Below are 16,940 nucleotides of genomic sequence, written 5' to 3' on the forward strand. Positions count from 1 at the left end.
TTGGCAAAGTGGTAACGGAAAAATCCTTTTATCGCTCAATAATAAACTTATTTTTTCCTAATCAACACGCCTGATATTTTATAGTACACCATACTCAAAGAGCAGAAATTGTATAAATTATACCGGCATAATTGCGTCCGGAATCCGCTGGAGGCTTTAGGCCAACATGATGTTTTTTGCGCGAAAGCGTAGCGTCAGCGGCATGATGTTGGTCACTCAGTAGTTGCCACAGGACGTGGCGTTCTTAGACTTAGTTCCTCAATTTCAGCATGTGTTTTTTGTACCGAAAGCGTAGCGACAGGTACAGATGTTTGGCTCCCCGCTGAAAGAAGTTAAATTAATTGTAAACAGTTACTTCCTCAAAACTAATTATTATTTTTCAAAAAGTTTTCTACCCGATTTACTAATTCTTCCCTGTTATAAGAATTATAAAGTGCGCTGGCTAAACGGACTGGATCCCCAAAGAAAAAGCGTTCATACAGTGTTTGTCTTGTACCAAAGCTACTCATTGTTAAATCCCAAGCTAAGCGGAATTTTTTGACGCGCTCCTCTCCACCATCCTGAAAAGACTGTAAATAATGCTCAAGATCACCGTCATCCGCTGTAAATGCTTTTTCACTTGGAATGGACATTAATCCGCTTGCGCCAAGTAACTGGATAATTTCTGTAAAGGTCGGATACACTTTAGGGAACATCTGAATAGCTACTTGTACTGTTGGAAGGTCAGGTCTTATAAAACCAAAATCATCCCTTTTTGCCTCTACTTCAGACTTTAACAGTAAGGCCTTCATCGTTTCTAATGTCACGATGATATCAACAACCTTTTGCTGCACATGTTGATATTCGCCGATATTGATCGTATTTACAATTGACTGTACAACACCTAAGACAAATTCTGTTTTGACAATTTGACGTGTAAGAACTTGATGTAAACCATATGTTTGAAAACCACTTACGTTCAAAAAGTTATTGGCAACTTCCACATTCTCATAATAAAAGACGCGTTCCCACGGCACTACTACATTATCAAACACAACGATTGCATCCATTTCCTCGTAACGACTACTTAATGGATAATCAAAAGCCGATTCCCCTCCGACAAATGATTGTCTACATAAAAACTTTAAACCTTTTGTATTACTTGGTATTGAGAAAGAAAAGCCTTTTCCTTCATCAAAACCATTTGTTGATATAACAAGGAGTTCATCTGTAATACCTCCCTGTGTCGCTAGTAATCTCGCACCTTTAATTACTAACCCCTCGCTCGTTTTATCTACAATTTTAGCAGCAATTGTAACTTCTTCATCTTCAAAATAAAATTTTTGACGGTTTACTTGTGGCTCGATAAATGTATGTGTCATCGTCAAATCGTTCTCACGAGCATACTCATAATATTTTAACAAATGCTGCGGGAAACAATTTGGCTTATCTTTCAAATATTCTGCTATCGATGCTAGAGCCATTAATGTCGTATTCATGTAATCCGGACTTCTCCCCATAAGTCCATTATTGGATAATGCCCACTCTCGTATTGCATTACGTCTTTTCACGAGATCTTCGATTGTCACCGCTTGAAGAAAAGACATACCTACACGCTTATTACTCGTTGGTGAAACATATGTCATCTTTTCAAGCAAGGCCTTTTCATTTTGTAAATCAAAAAGCCTTGCCTGACTCTGCATTACTCCCTTAAATGCTGGATGCTCCGACACCTTCCCTGTGACGACTTTCCCATCAATCGAAATATAAGTTTTTAAAGCATCAATACGGTCTATATATTGCTGTCCTGTAATTACTGGCATGCAGTCACCCCTAAACGTTACAAATGTTTTTATACTTTTTCAGTATATGAAATTTCCTTATATTAGGTTCCTCTTTAGCCCACTGTATTATAGCAACCACTAAAATACCCCAAACTGTACTACTTTATTAATACAATTAAAAAACGCATTTATTGCACGATTTTTCAGTTACTTTAGATAAAAACGGTTTCAATAAGCACTTTTTTAACGAGTTCAATTTTGTGACACATTCACAGAAAAGTCCTCTTCGACTAGTACAGAATTGCTAGATTTTTTATATGTGCAGGTGTAAGATAGCTTCGTAAACTAAACAAAAAACATCTTTTTTATTAAAGGAGAATATATATGAATAAACAAATCATCTCGTACGTGGCGGAAATGGAAGCTGTATTAATGAATAAAATGGAGGATCATAACGAAGAGAACCTTTTATTTTCTATCGCTTCGGATATGATTGCCAAAGAAAAAGATCAATTTAAAAACGTTTGCCAAGCATATGAAGTAGTTAAACATCACCTAGTTGGTATCCACTAATCATACAACAAAACCCGATCAATTCGAATTGATCGGGTTTTGTATATTCGCATATGGCAGGACCATTTTTTGGAATTGCATAAATGTTGTTTGTTGATTACTGGACAAGCGTTTAATTTGATATACATCATCGTACGGATTGTTATAGCCAATCTTCGTTGAAAATGCCATTGTGAATCCAGCTTCCTTTACCGCATTAATAATGTCGGCATTATATTGCCCAAACGGATAAGCAAAAGCTTTAGCCTTTGGAATAATTGTTGTGCTACGTTGTAAATCTTGAACAACCTCATGGTATGGGATTAGAAGCATTTTGCCTTTATTCCCTACTAAGTCGTGTAAATTGTAAGTGTGTGATCCATACGCAAAAACATCTTGCATATTTGTCATGTCCTGACGTGAAATTGCCTGTAAATCATGATAATTAAAAATTTGCCCATCTTTCGAATTTTCATTACGGTGCGTAATTAAAAATTGTGTAGCTTTAAAGCCATTGTTTTTAAGTACTGGATACGCATATTCACGTGTCGACAATAAGCCATCATCAAAAGTTAAAACAATTGAGTAAGCAGGCAGTGTAATTTCATTGCGCATGAAACGCAATAATTCGTCTACAGAAACGGTTTCGTAGTTTTTACTTTTTAAAAACTGCATTTCTTTTGCAAATTGAACATCTGTCATCGTAGTACTTACATTTTTGAAACGTCCAAGCTCCTGCTCTTTTAGAAGATGATGATACATCATTACAGGAACGCCACGATCAATCGCTACTTTAGAGCTATGGATATATCCTTCACGGCCGCCAAATACTGTTACGTACCAATCCCCTTCTTTCCGCAATATCGGATAACGACGATTTGTATCTAGTTTAGCAAATGGCTGTAACGTTTTTGTTGTTTTGTCAAAAATTTCACTGTTTGCAGAAATAGGGATGAAATACTCATTTTTCATGGTATTGTCCTTACCAACATTTTTATACGAAGGAGTATTTAAAAATTTCACCTTTGATTTTTCTGCATAAATAAATGATTTTCCCCAACGAACTTGAACATATGTTGGATCCATTGATTCTACAACCTCTAGCTGTTGCCCTTTCATTAACGTAGCAATAGCCATTTCTTTTTCACGGCGGAAATCATAAAGAATTACGTTTTCTAACGCCTCTATATAACCATTTTGTTTAATAGGAGGAGCTGTAGTTGGTTTTTCAACAGGCTTTGGTATAGTTGTATTCGTATTTGCTGTATTCGTATTTGTTGTATTCTGACCTTTTTCTTCCACAACAAGATTACTATGAACATACCCTAAGCGTCCGTTGACAGCAATGCCATACCAATCACCCATTTTGCTATATATAGGGAAGCGAACTCCCTCTGACAATGTGGCAAATTGAACAAGTTTATTGCCAGTATTATCGTAAATCGGTGCTTTGTTTGTTGGGACAATATAGTCCTTTATTTTAGTAACAGCTGGGACTGTATTTTTATAGCTTTTTGCTGAAACAACCTTTGTATAACGTTTTTCAACATAACCATAATAACCACCCCAACGAATTTGCCACCAATTGGCTCCATAATCTTTTATAACTTCAAAAGTTTGCCCTGCTGATAATGTTCCCACCTGAACTAGTGATCCTGAACGATTATCAAAGACAGTTGCTTCCTCATTCACTTGGATGACGGTACTATTTCCATATGCTTTTTCTGCAAATGGTATTAACATCATGAACAGAAGCAATACTAGCATGCGTTTCACTTTATTCACCTCATAAAAATTTTTATTATCTTTTACTTCAATCATAAGACGATGTTCCAACCATAAAAGTTTATTGGTTGAATTAATTTCATAAATTATATTTTCCAAGAGCTTATTGTCCGTTTTTTATTGTTTAGAATCTTGATACTAAAGGGATTAAATTTATGAAATTAACTCACTTATCTAAATAATCATATGGCGAGATGCCATCCATTCCAATTAATGGATGGATATATGCTTCTGTTTCTACCGTTAGCTTAAAATCAATGGATCGTTTGTCATTTTGTAAATCTTCGTTTAATGGAACCTTTACTACTTCTTTAATTTCCTCTGCAACATTCATTGGATTGAGCCTTGCACGTAGAGACGTAAAGCGCTGTAAATCATCCGTACGCTGTAAACCATCTGCTAGCACATCAGGTTCACCACATAAAATTAAGAAATTTTTTGCACGCGTAATGCCTGTATATAACAAATTACGACGCAGCATTTTAGAATAACCTCGTACAACCGGCATTATAACTGTTTGGAACTCAGAGCCTTGCGATTTATGAATTGAACAACAGTAGGCAAGTGTCAATTGATTGAGGTCACTCCGTTGATAAGTTACTTCAATACCGTCGAATGACACAACAAGTAAATCTTGTTTCTCAATTGTTTCCTTTGCCTTTATAATACTGATTACCTCACCCATATCACCATTAAAAACATTGCTCTCTGGTTGATTGACAAGCTGTAAGACTTTATCCTTTATGCGATATGTGACATCACCAAAGACGAGCTCTTTTCTAGTGCCAGTATCGTTTGGATTAATAAGTTCCTGAATCATTTTATTTAAACTGTCTATTCCTGCTGGACCTTTGTACATTGGTGCTAACACTTGGATATTACGGATTTCTTGACCTTTCGTAACCGCACTTTTCACAACCTGTGTGACAACGCTTGCTACCTGATCTGAGGAGGCTTTAATAAATGAACGGTCAGACGTCTTTAATGTTAGGTCATTAGTGATATTACCACGTTTAATTTGATGCGCAAGTTCAATAATCGTTGAGCCCTCTGCTTGTCGATAAACTTCTGTTAATTCGACAGTAGGTATTTGCCCGGAAGCCAACAAATCCTTTAACACCTGCCCTGGTCCTACTGGTGGTAGCTGGTCTTGATCGCCAACAAATACGACTTGCACATCCTCATGCAAGGATTTTAATAATTGATGCGCGAGCCAAGTATCGACCATCGACATTTCGTCTACAATAATGAGTTTTCCTGTAACCTCACGCTCAGTTTCTTCCTCTTTCTCCTGACCAGTAAAGCCTAGCAATCGATGGATTGTCATTGCTGGAAGTTCTGTTGATTCCGATAAACGCTTGGCAGCACGTCCTGTTGGAGCACATAAAATAATCGGAAAGGGCTCTTCTTTTTGTGCGTATTCCTTCGGGTTTAATGATAGTCCGTGTAACTTTGCATACACTTCTACTACACCCCGAACAACAGTTGTTTTACCTGTTCCGGGTCCACCAGTTAATATCATAACAGCTGAGTTTAAAGCTTGTTCAACAGCATTCGCTTGTGTTTCAGCATATGTGACATTGAGCATCTCTTCTGTTTCACCAATCGCTTTGCGTATTTCAGCCTTACTAAAATGTTCAGCCTTATTGTTACGTTCGATTAAAGCTAATATTTTTGATGCAATTCCTACTTCTGAGAAATATAGAGATGGTAAATATAATCTCGTTTCTTCTCCACAAATTTTACTTTCCTCACGTAATTCGATGCAAGCTTTAGAAATGGTCTCAAAAGGAATTGCCTCTCGTTGTCTTTGCTCAAGCATATCTTTTACTAGCGGTAACACATGTTCTGCATCTAAATATACATGCCCATCCGATAAAGCTGCTGTATTTAGAGTATGTAAAATCGCCGCCTTAATACGGTCTGGATGATTGCCAGTAATTCCTAATTTTGAACCTAACTCGTCGGCACGAAAGAAACCAACACCCTCTACATCCTCAATAAGGCGGTATGGATTTTCAGTTAATAATTCAACGGCCTCTGTTCGGTATGTTTGGTAAATTTTCATGCCGAGCTGTGGTCCGAAACCCCATTCATTCAGTTGAATCATCACTCGTTCTAAGCCTAGATTTTGTTCAATCGTACGATGGATAACCTCTTTTTTTTCTGCAGATAGTCGAGGTACAGCATCGAGCGCATTTGGGTCCTCTAAAATAAGACGTAACGCATTTGCCCCTAGTTTCTCTACGATTGTTTCAGCAGTTTTTTTTCCGATTCCAACGAACAAGTCACTCGATAAGTAATGAATAATTCCTTGCTCCGTTGCGGGTACTTCCTTTGTAAATGTCTCTATTTGAAATTGTACACCATATTTTGGATGTTGTCTCAATAATCCTGTAAAACGATATTGTTCATCCAGCTGTAACGGCGGAAAATATCCAACAACTATTATTTCCTTATCCTCATACTGTAAGTTGGTCTCTTGAATTTTCACACGAACTATCGAATACATATTTTGTGCATTATGGAAGATAGAGACGATTGGACGCCCGAGTATAAAAAATTTATTTTGTTCAAATAAATCAAGATTCTCTGCCATTTTAGGTTCGTCCTTTCGTGTTCATTTCAATCATTATATTTTACCACACCATAATGTGAAAAATCGTTTAAAAAGAGAATTCACTATATTCTTTAAAAATTTTATGATAAATAACATTTCACGGTTATGCTCAACCTTTACATGCTATGATATAGGTGAATTTGTTGCACGGAAGGATTGTGAAACTATTGGAATTTAGACCTTGCATTGATTTACACGATGGCAAAGTAAAACAAATTGTTGGCAGCACACTAGGTCATAAAGATCAAGAAGTTATTGAGAACTTTATTTCAAATCATGACTCTAGTTATTATGCAAAAATGTTTGCCACGGATCGATTAACAGGTGGGCACGTCATTATGCTAGGTGATGGAAACGAAGAAGCCGCATTAACCGCACTAGCAGCATACCCTCAAGGGTTGCAGGTTGGTGGCGGCATCACCACAGAAAATGCAAAAAAATATATTGCTGCGGGAGCTACCCATGTTATTGTCACATCATTTATATTCAATGATGGCAAACTCCATTTAGATCGACTAAAGCAATTAGTACAGATTATCGGTAAACAGCATCTTGTCATCGATTTAAGCTGCCGTATGCGCGATGGAAAATGGTTTGTTGTTACTGATAAATGGACAAAGTTTAGTGATTTTGAAGTGAATGCTGAGTCTATTGCATTTATTGAAAATTTCTGTGATGAACTACTTATTCACGCTGTTGATGTGGAAGGGAAAAAAGGCGGTATACAGGAAAGTTTAGTGCAAGATTTAGCCAATTGGACAACTATACCAACAACATATGCTGGTGGCGTTCGATCTTTAGACGACTTAAAGAAATTTAAAAATATCTCAAACGGTAAACTTCATGTGACAATCGGTAGCGCTCTTTCAATTTTCGGTGGAGATTTATCTTATTCAGATGTAGTGCATTATTGCAAAAAAGGAGGGGTATTGTGAAATTAATATATAAGGATTATGTTTTCCCCTTTCAAGAAACAAATTTAGAACGCATTATAGACGGTAAATATTTCAAAATAAACACGAAGGATCATTCTCTTTCGTTACAAATACAGCTAGATGATGAACAAATGCTACTTGAGTTTTCAAAATCTTTAAAGGCAACATGTGGCTTCTTACGTGATCAGGAAACAGAGCCTTATATTGGCATTTATATAGATTTACAAATATTCGTTGATGAATTTAATAAACGATACAACTTAAATGCTGAAATTATCGTTGATTACTAAGGGGACTAAACACCCCCTTTTTTTATTTGAAACAAGAATACTATACATATTTCAGAGCACATCAGGCGTGTTGATTAGGAAAAAATAAGTTTATTATTGAGCGATAAAAGGATTTTTTCGTTACCACTTTTACAATATATTTCCATTTTAACTGATTGTAGCGTAGGGCTACTCGACTCCCGCGGGAAAGCGATAGAGGAACGAAGGCTAAAACCATCACATCCTGTGATAACGCCTTCGTGACCAACATCGTGTTGGCCCGAGACCCCGCACGGAGCGAAGCGGAGGAAGCGGCTCGACACTCGCCCGCAGGAAAGCGAGTTGCCCGTAGCGGAAATCAGCCTCTTTGGATGTATAAAAATGGTTAATCAACACACCTGAGAGCACATATTTCTATTTCGTAGCTATTTTTGTTAAGCTATTATTGATGAGATCACAATAAGAGAATTTCATTAATGTTATTTGCTAAAAGAAAGGATTTTATGAAGAATGAAAAATGAACTCGAAGCAATCACTTTAAAAAACCTACAATCAGAAATAACACGTTTCTTTTTAGCCTATAAATTTGCCTTGCAAGAAATTGAAACGAAACTAAATATTTTACAAGAAGAGTTTAAGTTAATTCATGAATATAACCCGATAGAGCATATATCAACTCGAGTAAAATCACCAAAAAGTATATTATCGAAAATCCAGAAAAAGAACCTTAAGACAAATGTCGAAGTGATTCGTGAAAACATTCGTGATATTGCGGGTGTGCGAATTACTTGCTCCTTTGTAGAGGATATTTATAAAGTAAGTGCCATGCTACAGGCGCAAAATGATATTGAAGTTGTGGATGTTAAGGATTATATTAAATCCCCAAAGGAGAATGGCTATCGAAGCTTGCATCTAATTATAAAAATCCCAATTTTTATGTCCGATCGTGTAGAAAGTGTTTATACAGAAATTCAAATTCGTACAATTGCAATGGACTTCTGGGCTAGCCTTGAACATAAAATCTATTACAAATACAACAAGGAAGTACCTGAACATATACGTTTGGAATTGAAGGAAGCTGCCATTCAAGCAGCTGAACTGGATCGAAAAATGGAACGACTAAATGAAGAAATAAATATTCTAAAAGCGGCTGAAGAAGAGACGTCATTAGAAGCAATGCCTATTGCTTATTTAGCACAATATCTATCTCAACTACCACTTGGTTATTCTTCTGAGGATGACCAAGACTAATCTCTCGATATAAAAGGATGCCAAAGTAATTTTGGCATCCTTTCTCTATTATGAGTTATTTAGTTAAAGCGCTGTGCAATCATATCGTAAATATAACGCGCTTGGTCGTATTCTGGCTGTAATGTAAAGGCTTGTTTTAGATGGTACATAGCATCTTCTGTTTGCTCAGTAGATACCGCATATAGTACTCCTAAATTATAATGTGCATCTGCATTATTCCAATCCTGTTCGATCAAATAGTCTAATTCCTTTTTGCCTTCTTTGTACATTTCAAGCGCACATAGCACGATGGCATATGCTAGACGAATTTGTGTATCTTCTGGTGCAAGCTCTGAAGCTCGTTGTAAATATGGCAGTGCAAGTTTCGGATTTTCCATTCGCTCAAAGCATTTGCCTATCATATAATACACATCTGCGCCTTCAATTTTATGTTTTAGTGCTTGCTCATAAAGCTTTACTGCCTCCGCACATCGTTCCGCATTAAAATATAAATTTGCTAAACCGTAATAAGCAGTTGCTGCCGTTTCATCAACAGTGATTGCTTTTTGGAAAAATCGCTCTGCACGTTCAGTATCCTCTAAAACTGCTAAGAGATTTCCGAAATTCACATAACCAATTGGGTTTTTAGGCTCTGCTTCAATTGCTTGTGTAAAAAGTTGTGCAGCATCCTCGTAGCGCTTTTCTTGAAACGCTTGAATGCCCTTCTCGTTATAATTCATTGTTTTTCTTCACCTCTATGTAGCGAAAGACTGCCTAAACTCTATACGCTTTAGGAAAGAGTATAAGCAGTCTTTTCGCAAATTAACCTACATATGTTAGTTTTTCATTATTTTTAAAGACTTCGTCGATTGTACCGCCACCTAAACATTCTTCACCATTATATAGTACAACAGCTTGTCCAGGTGTAATCGCACGGACTGGTTCAGCAAACGTAATATGTGTACGTCCATCCTCTAAAATTTCCACTGTAACTGGTGTATCCGTTTGACGATAACGGAATTTTGCTGTGCATGAAAATTTCCCGGGCAATTTTTTTGTCGAAGTATAGCTCATTTTCACAGCAGTCAGTGAAGTAGAATATAGTGAATCATTATTGAAACCTTGTCCAACTAGTAACACATTGCGCTCTAAATCTTTCCCTAACACGAACCAAGGCTCACCGTCACCACCAATTCCAAGACCATGACGTTGACCAAGTGTATAGTACATTAATCCATCATGTTGGCCCATTACGGCACCATCCATCGTCTCCATCTTACCAGGTTGAGCTGGTAAATATTGACTTAAAAATTCTTTGAAATTACGCTCTCCAATAAAGCAAATTCCTGTTGAATCCTTTTTCTTCGCTGTAGCTAACCCAGCTTCTTCAGCAATTTTACGGACTTCCTTTTTCTCAATATGTCCAATTGGGAACATTACATGCGACAATTGTTCCTGTGATAATTGATTTAAGAAATACGTTTGATCTTTATTATTGTCAATGCCACGAAGCATTTTAACTTCGCCATCTCCACTACGATCCACTCGAGCATAGTGACCTGTCGCTAAATAATCAGCTCCAAGATCCATCGCATGCTCTAAAAACGCTTTAAATTTAATTTCCTTATTACACATAACATCTGGATTTGGCGTACGTCCTGCTTTATACTCTTCTAAAAAGTATGTGAAAACCTTATCCCAATATTGCTTTTCAAAATTCACTGCATAGTACGGAATCCCGATTTGATTACATACTTTAATAACATCATCATAGTCTTCTGTAGCTGTACAAACGCCATTTTCGTCTGTATCATCCCAGTTTTTCATAAATATCCCGATTACTTCATATCCTTGTTGTTTTAGTAAATATGCAGCAACCGAAGAATCTACCCCACCCGACATGCCGACAACAACACGAATTTGTGAGGGGTCACGTGTTTCTTTCATATTGGTCACCTTTTCTTTTTTTCTAATTCTATTAAATGTACAGCGAATTATTTTTTCGCTAGTCTTTTCACAATCGCTGCTGTTTTTTCTGCCGCATGTTGTACATCAGCTTCTGTTAAACCTTGACCGAAGCTAAAGCGGATCGAGTTACGTAATTCTTCTACCCCTTGTCCAAACATCGCAACTAAAACGTGTGATGGATCAATAGCGCCAGCAGTGCACGCTGAACCACTCGATACGCAAATACCTGCCATATCAAGATTTACTAGAAATGACTCTACTTCCATACTAGAAAAACTTACATTTAAAACGTGTGGGAGCATATTTTCTAAATCTCCATTCACATGAAATGCTAAATTTTCCTTCGTGAAAACATCCAGCATTATTTGCTTAAAGCGATTGTATAGTGCGCGCTTCTCTTCTCGCAACTCATTTGCAATTTGCACTGCAGTAGCAAAGCCAATCACTGCGGGCACATTTTCAGTACCTGCACGACGTTTTTTCTCATGCGCTCCCCCTAATGCATAACTAGTAAATGGTGTTCCTGCTTTTTGGTAAAGGAAACCAATACCTTTAGGACCATTAATTTTATGTGCAGAAACACTTAGTAAATCAACCTGTAAATCAGCAACATTAATTGACTCTAAACCATATGCCTGAACAGCATCTGTATGGAAAACAGCCTTATGTTCACGTAGCAAGTTACCAATTTCAGCAATCGGTTGAATCGTACCGACTTCATTATTGCCGTACATAATCGTTACTAAAATTGTATCCTCACGTAATGCATTTCGCACGTCTTCTACAGAAACACGTCCTTTTTCATCAACCGGCAAATATGTCACATCAAAGCCATCTCGCTCAAGCTTTTCACAAGTATGTAACACAGCGTGATGTTCAATTTGTGTGGTAATGATATGTTTCCCTTCAGCAGCCCGTGCATAAACAGTGCCAAAAATAGCCGTATTATCCGCCTCTGTTCCGCCACTTGTTATAATAATTTCTCCAGGTTGAGCACCAATTGATCGGGCAAGTATTTCACGTGCATCATCTAAATATTTGCGCGCCTCTCGACCTATCCCATGAATACTTGATGCATTACCATAAACCTGTTGCATTGCTGTAGTCATAGCGTTTATTACTTTGTCATTCATTGGTGAAGACGCTGCATGATCGAGATAAATATATGAATTCATGTTGAAAACTCCTTTGTACGAAAAGCGCTAAAGATCTGTCTCCCTGCCTCAAGCTAGAGAGCTATGCTTTAGCCTAATTTTAAATATAGAACATATAGCCTTCTGCTACATTTTCTTCAGTATATTGTGCTAGATCCTCAATTGTCGTTGTATCTAATACATTTTTCACAGCATCACGAATGCGGAGCCATAACTCTCGTTGAGGTGCTTCTTCATTTTCAATACCTTCTACTGGTTGAATTGGACCCTCTAACACACTAATAACATTTGCAGCCGAAATTTCACTTGGTGGATTTGCTAGCATATACCCACCATATGCACCGCGTACACTTTTCACTAAGCCAGAATTACGTAATGGCGAAACCAACTGCTCTAAGTATGCCTCAGAAAGCTCCTTTTCAGCAGCGATTTTGCGTAGTGGAATAGGTCCTTCTCCATAATGCTTTGCTAATTCAATCATAATCGTTAGCCCATAACGGCCCTTTGTAGAAATTTTCATTTAATCACCCTCAAATAGTCTAGTCAAAAATACTACCAACAGTATATCATAATCTCCTCTCGAAGAACTCGGAAATACTCTCGGGAGGTTATGATATACTATAAATTGCGCATTAGTATAGTTAGTCAAAATACTATTAACGCTTCATTAGAAGCACAAAAAAAACAGTTGAAAGGGGGAATTTTTAATGCATAACGAACCACTCGCTTATCGCATGCGTCCTTTAACCCTTGAAGAGATTGTAGGACACCAAGATTTTATCGGTCCTAACACCGCTCTTTATAAAATGATTCAAAATGAGCATGTTCCATCTATGCTACTATACGGTGAGCCAGGTATCGGTAAAACGTCAATAGCGAATGCCTTAGCAGGGAGCTCGAAGCTTCCCTTTTTCGCACTGAATGCTACTCGCGCTGGTAAAAAGGACGTTGAGGATATTGTACAGGAAGCTCGAATATCTGGGAAAGTCCTTCTTTTTTTGGATGAAATTCATCGTTTTAATAAATTACAACAAGATGCTTTGTTACCACATGTTGAAAACGGTTCAATCGTGTTAATTGGAGCTACGACGGAAAATCCGTACCATGATGTTAATCCCGCTATCCGCTCACGTTGCGGAGAAATATATCAACTAAAACGTTTAACGAAAGAAAATATAATCGAACTTATAAAAAAAGCACTTTCTGATGATAAACGGGGGCTAGGTAAACATCATTTTGTATTAACAGATCATCAAATTGAGCAAATTGCTGAAGCAGCTAATGGTGACGCACGGAAAGCATTAACCTTGCTTGAATCGATTTATTATGCAAGTGATGAAGTAGACGGTCAAACAATTGCTGCTGATCATATCATTGAGCATCTTATCAGCAGAATTGGCGTTTATGGTGATAAAAAAGGCTCTCATTTTTATAATTTGCTATCTGCATTACAAAAATCAGTTCGTGGAAGTGATACGAATGCAGCATTGTATTATTTAGCTCATTTATTGGAAACAGGTGATTTAGTAGCTGTTAGTCGACGTTTACTTGTTATGGCATATGAAGATATAGGCCTTGCTAATCCTGATGTAGGGCCTCATATGCTTGCTGCTGTACAGGCGGCTGAGCGTTTAGGGCTACCCGAGGCGCGTATTCCGCTTGCAAGTGCTGTTATTGAAATGTGCCTTGCATCCAAATCCAATTCTGCAATTATAGCTATCGATGCCGCCATTGCTAGCATTCATGAAGGAAAAACAGGCGATATTCCACATCATCTACGCGATGCTCATTATGAAGGGGCAAAAGATTTAGGTCATGTAGGTTATCAATATCCCCATAACAGCCCTATTGGAACATTCGGTGGCTGGGTAGACCAGCAATATTTACCCGATGAGCTTGTGGGCACCGAATTTTATAAACCAGTTGTTGCAGGTGAAGAAAAACGAATGGCAGGAATCTACGAAAAGCTTAAATCTTTTCATAAAGATAAAAAGTAATACATTACTATTATGTTTTCCCCTGAAAATAGGGCACTTCAATTTTAACAAGAAGCGCCTTATTTTCTTTTATCTTGTAACTAAAAACAGGACTGACTGCTAAGCAATCACCCTGTAAAAGTTGCCTTATTTGTTGTATAGCGCTTATTGTAAAATTGGTTTAATGTATCTTCCACATTTCTCATCGACGGTAAGTTAGTCGTTTCTTTCTGCTCTATATCTTTTTCGATATCATGTAAATGATGAAGAAAATTGTAGGTTTGATAGAGCAGACTAGCAAATTCCTGGGCGTTCTCACGTACTTCAAAGCGAATTGCTTTTACAGCAATTGCTTGACCAATTGACTGCTCTCTTGACGGAGAGGTTTGATCATCTACATGATCATCTGTAGTTCTATATAATAATTTTAATGCCTCATAAACTTCCTTGTTATTACTAAACCGTTCCTTTATCCACAGCAAGACAAATTGTAATAGGACAATGGCATAAATAAGTGACAGACGTTCATCTCCGAAAGATTTTTTCGACAAACGTTTAAAGTATTCCGCTTGTGTTACCAGTTCGAATATGATCAAACGAATTGGATACAGGAGCGCATGTCCACTGTTGATATATAATTTTTCTTGATCTTTATACATAGCCAACCAAAAATCCTTCACTAATGAGATGGTTTTTCTTGTCGAGAGAGCTAATTGACATTGGATAAGCTCATGTTCAAGTGTTGATTGTATAAGCTGCTGAAATAAAACTTCCTCATCCTCACTTACTAATAAGAGTGGTTTTTCTAATTTCGACAAATCGATTTCGATACCGTTTATTAACATTGCATAGCCCCTTCCCACAAATTCTTACAACATTGAATAAACATTATTCATCACCATAACGTAGAGTTGATTGTCGTTGCAATTGACACTCCAATCAATTTATACATTTTAACAAATGATGATGATTCATAAACCTCGCACATGTATTTTCAATTTTCTAACTATATTTCGACAAAAATCTATAAATTCCTTTTAAGAAAAAAGTCCTTTTAAAATTACGTACAACAAAATTTCAACACTACTATAACTACTAATCTCTTAACATTAACAAAAAAATCTGCAAAACTTTAAGAATTGGAAACCCAATCCCTCTCACAAAAAGTGTTGTAAGGATTGGTGGATCAACCGCAAAAAGTAAGCAGACTCTAGACTGTTATTCTATTTTATGAAAGTGATGATAAATCACGTCTAAATTATTTCGTAATTTCATTATCAACAAATACTTTAAATTGTTGCAAGCATTGTTTGACGGCACCTTTTTGTTCAAGGACTGCATTTCGTAGCGATACTGTTTTCTCTTCATCCCCTACGACTTCACTATAAAGTGCAAAAATTGCTGATAATAATTGTTCATTCTCTTCTTGGTCAATGCTAGGTAAAGAATAGGCAGCAATCGTTAATAATTGCTCAACTTTTTCAGGTGTTTTTTGTAACTCATTGGATGAATAATAAGTTGATGCCGCTAAAAAGTAGCAAAGCTTTGCACAACAATCTATAAACAAATGCCAATATGTATTGGCACTTGGTAATTCACCCGCACTATTGTTTAGATATTCTTTATAAAATGTTGTAGCTTGTGTATATAAAGGATTTAGTCCTTTCATAGCCTTTGGATAATTATTAGATGTATCCAAATAATCAAATACAATATCATTCATTTTCTCTTGAAGCTTTACAATGTCTAAATGATCACGAATTACTTGAATTTCCATTTTACCACTCTCCGATGTTGTCATTTGTTTTCTAAACGTCATTCCTACTCCCCTAAGCAGTCCTGCACATTCCAAACAAACTGATTTATTATCTATTGGATTTATTAAAATTATAGCAATAAACCAAATAAAGAGGTGGGCACATGAAAAAAATAAGGCAATTTAGTGAATTAATAGCATTTTTGAACACGTAAGACGAACGATTTTGGTAGAATTATATTCTTTGTACATAATCATCAAATAAAGAGTGCTCTTTCGTTCGATCAACAATTTCGATAATACTTCCTTGTGCATATTTTTTTATTCTTTTTTGTGGTATATAAAAATAGGCAGTGTTTGTAATTAACCACTCACTAAGCGTTAGTTCACTACCTGGTTGTTGATTTGTCAATATATGTTTATGTCGAAGTATATCCGCCATTTTGTAAAAACCATCTGATAGCTCGAAAGCTGAAACATCAAAATTAAAAATAGGGCTAACAACCTGGCCAACATCAAAAATGTGTATTGTTTGCCCTTCTTCATCGATAGCTAATTCTACTGTGCTAATTTCATCGAATAGATTTAAGCCCCTATATTCCATTTGATAGATTTTCTCCATCATAAAACGCCTCCTATTATAGGTTCTACAGCAAATGTTGGAGGAGTCATAATGCGTCTCTTCAACATAAATTGAAGAGATATCCTAATAAATATCGTAGACCCCTTTTTTGTAATGTTCCTATTGTAACATAGAAAAAGCAGCTGTCTTCAATCGAGACAGCCGCTTCCATAAGATGGACCATCACCATAACTGAGGGTGATTTTCGTTCCGCTTTTTTTTATCGAGAAACTATTTGAGTTTATCGATAAATATTGTTAATTTATCGATGAAAGTTTTGAATTTATTACCCAATTTTTTGGATTTATCG

The 16,940-nt window shown here is 36.7% G+C and carries 15 protein-coding genes; 5 read left to right on the forward strand and 10 right to left on the reverse strand.

Going from position 1 to position 16,940, the window contains the following annotated elements; genetic code table 11:
• Window positions 1-365 precede the first annotated feature (365 nt).
• Window positions 366-1,802 carry a 4-hydroxyphenylacetate 3-monooxygenase, oxygenase component gene (gene hpaB / locus AMS59_RS16095; protein ID WP_053484759.1) on the reverse strand — a complete coding sequence of 479 codons (1,437 nt, stop codon included), beginning with the start codon at window positions 1,800-1,802 and terminating at the stop codon, window positions 366-368.
• A 345-nt stretch (window positions 1,803-2,147) separates the two neighbouring features.
• On the opposite strand from hpaB, the gene AMS59_RS16100 reads away from it, so the two are divergent.
• Window positions 2,148-2,336 carry a hypothetical protein gene (locus AMS59_RS16100; RefSeq protein WP_053484760.1) on the forward strand — a complete coding sequence of 63 codons (189 nt, stop codon included), beginning with the start codon at window positions 2,148-2,150 and terminating at the stop codon, window positions 2,334-2,336.
• An 18-nt stretch (window positions 2,337-2,354) separates the two neighbouring features.
• On the opposite strand, the gene AMS59_RS16105 is transcribed toward AMS59_RS16100, so the two are convergent.
• Window positions 2,355-4,136 carry a polysaccharide deacetylase family protein gene (locus AMS59_RS16105; RefSeq protein ID WP_053484761.1) on the reverse strand — a complete coding sequence of 594 codons (1,782 nt, stop codon included), beginning with the start codon at window positions 4,134-4,136 and terminating at the stop codon, window positions 2,355-2,357.
• Between the two features lie 130 nt (window positions 4,137-4,266).
• The gene (locus tag AMS59_RS16110; RefSeq protein WP_053484762.1) at window positions 4,267-6,699 is read right to left on the reverse strand and encodes an ATP-dependent RecD-like DNA helicase; all 2,433 of its coding nucleotides are present in this window, start codon (window positions 6,697-6,699) and stop codon (window positions 4,267-4,269) included.
• Between the two features lie 188 nt (window positions 6,700-6,887).
• Between AMS59_RS16110 and hisA the strand changes: the two genes are divergently transcribed.
• The 3 genes from hisA to AMS59_RS16125 all read left to right on the forward strand — a co-directional run bounded on the left by hisA (window position 6,888) and on the right by AMS59_RS16125 (window position 9,175).
• On the forward strand, window positions 6,888-7,655 hold the full coding sequence (hisA, locus tag AMS59_RS16115) for a phosphoribosylformimino-5-aminoimidazole carboxamide ribotide isomerase (RefSeq protein WP_053485104.1): 768 nt from the start codon (window positions 6,888-6,890) through the stop codon (window positions 7,653-7,655).
• Entirely contained in the window at window positions 7,652-7,945 is a 294-nt protein-coding gene (locus tag AMS59_RS16120) for a hypothetical protein (RefSeq protein WP_053484763.1), read from the forward strand. The genes hisA and AMS59_RS16120 overlap by 4 nt, the downstream gene beginning before the upstream one ends.
• 489 nt (window positions 7,946-8,434) lie before the next feature.
• Entirely contained in the window at window positions 8,435-9,175 is a 741-nt protein-coding gene (locus AMS59_RS16125) for a GTP pyrophosphokinase family protein (protein WP_053484764.1), read from the forward strand.
• Between the two features lie 59 nt (window positions 9,176-9,234).
• On the opposite strand, the gene AMS59_RS16130 is transcribed toward AMS59_RS16125, so the two are convergent.
• The 4 genes from AMS59_RS16130 to cymR all read right to left on the reverse strand — a co-directional run bounded on the left by AMS59_RS16130 (window position 9,235) and on the right by cymR (window position 12,796).
• On the reverse strand, window positions 9,235-9,894 hold the full coding sequence (locus AMS59_RS16130) for a lipopolysaccharide assembly protein LapB (protein WP_053484765.1): 660 nt from the start codon (window positions 9,892-9,894) through the stop codon (window positions 9,235-9,237).
• 82 nt (window positions 9,895-9,976) lie between these two features.
• The gene (gene mnmA, locus AMS59_RS16135; RefSeq protein ID WP_053484766.1) at window positions 9,977-11,101 is read right to left on the reverse strand and encodes a tRNA 2-thiouridine(34) synthase MnmA; all 1,125 of its coding nucleotides are present in this window, start codon (window positions 11,099-11,101) and stop codon (window positions 9,977-9,979) included.
• A 47-nt stretch (window positions 11,102-11,148) separates the two neighbouring features.
• Window positions 11,149-12,297, reverse strand: a complete 1,149-nt coding sequence (locus AMS59_RS16140) for a cysteine desulfurase family protein (RefSeq protein WP_053484767.1) — start codon at window positions 12,295-12,297, stop codon at window positions 11,149-11,151.
• A gap of 79 nt (window positions 12,298-12,376) precedes the next feature.
• On the reverse strand, window positions 12,377-12,796 hold the full coding sequence (gene cymR / locus AMS59_RS16145; protein WP_053484768.1) for a cysteine metabolism transcriptional regulator CymR: 420 nt from the start codon (window positions 12,794-12,796) through the stop codon (window positions 12,377-12,379).
• A gap of 187 nt (window positions 12,797-12,983) precedes the next feature.
• Here cymR and AMS59_RS16150 point away from each other — a divergent pair, with 187 nt between their 5' ends.
• Entirely contained in the window at window positions 12,984-14,273 is a 1,290-nt protein-coding gene (locus AMS59_RS16150; protein WP_053484769.1) for a replication-associated recombination protein A, read from the forward strand.
• A 107-nt stretch (window positions 14,274-14,380) separates the two neighbouring features.
• Here AMS59_RS16150 and AMS59_RS16155 read toward each other — a convergent pair whose 3' ends face one another.
• The 3 genes from AMS59_RS16155 to AMS59_RS16165 form a co-directional block, all read right to left on the reverse strand.
• On the reverse strand, window positions 14,381-15,097 hold the full coding sequence (locus tag AMS59_RS16155) for a hypothetical protein (RefSeq protein WP_053484770.1): 717 nt from the start codon (window positions 15,095-15,097) through the stop codon (window positions 14,381-14,383).
• A 413-nt stretch (window positions 15,098-15,510) separates the two neighbouring features.
• Window positions 15,511-16,071: a hypothetical protein gene (locus AMS59_RS16160; protein WP_234007825.1), complete on the reverse strand. Its 561-nt coding sequence runs from the start codon at window positions 16,069-16,071 to the stop codon at window positions 15,511-15,513.
• Window positions 16,072-16,243: 172 nt separating this feature from the next.
• Window positions 16,244-16,633, reverse strand: a complete 390-nt coding sequence (locus AMS59_RS16165; protein WP_234007826.1) for a hypothetical protein — start codon at window positions 16,631-16,633, stop codon at window positions 16,244-16,246.
• Between the last annotated feature and the right edge of the window lie 307 nt (window positions 16,634-16,940).

The sequence above is a fragment of the Lysinibacillus sp. FJAT-14745 genome (assembly GCF_001275675.1).
Lineage (GTDB): Bacteria > Bacillota > Bacilli > Bacillales_A > Planococcaceae > Lysinibacillus.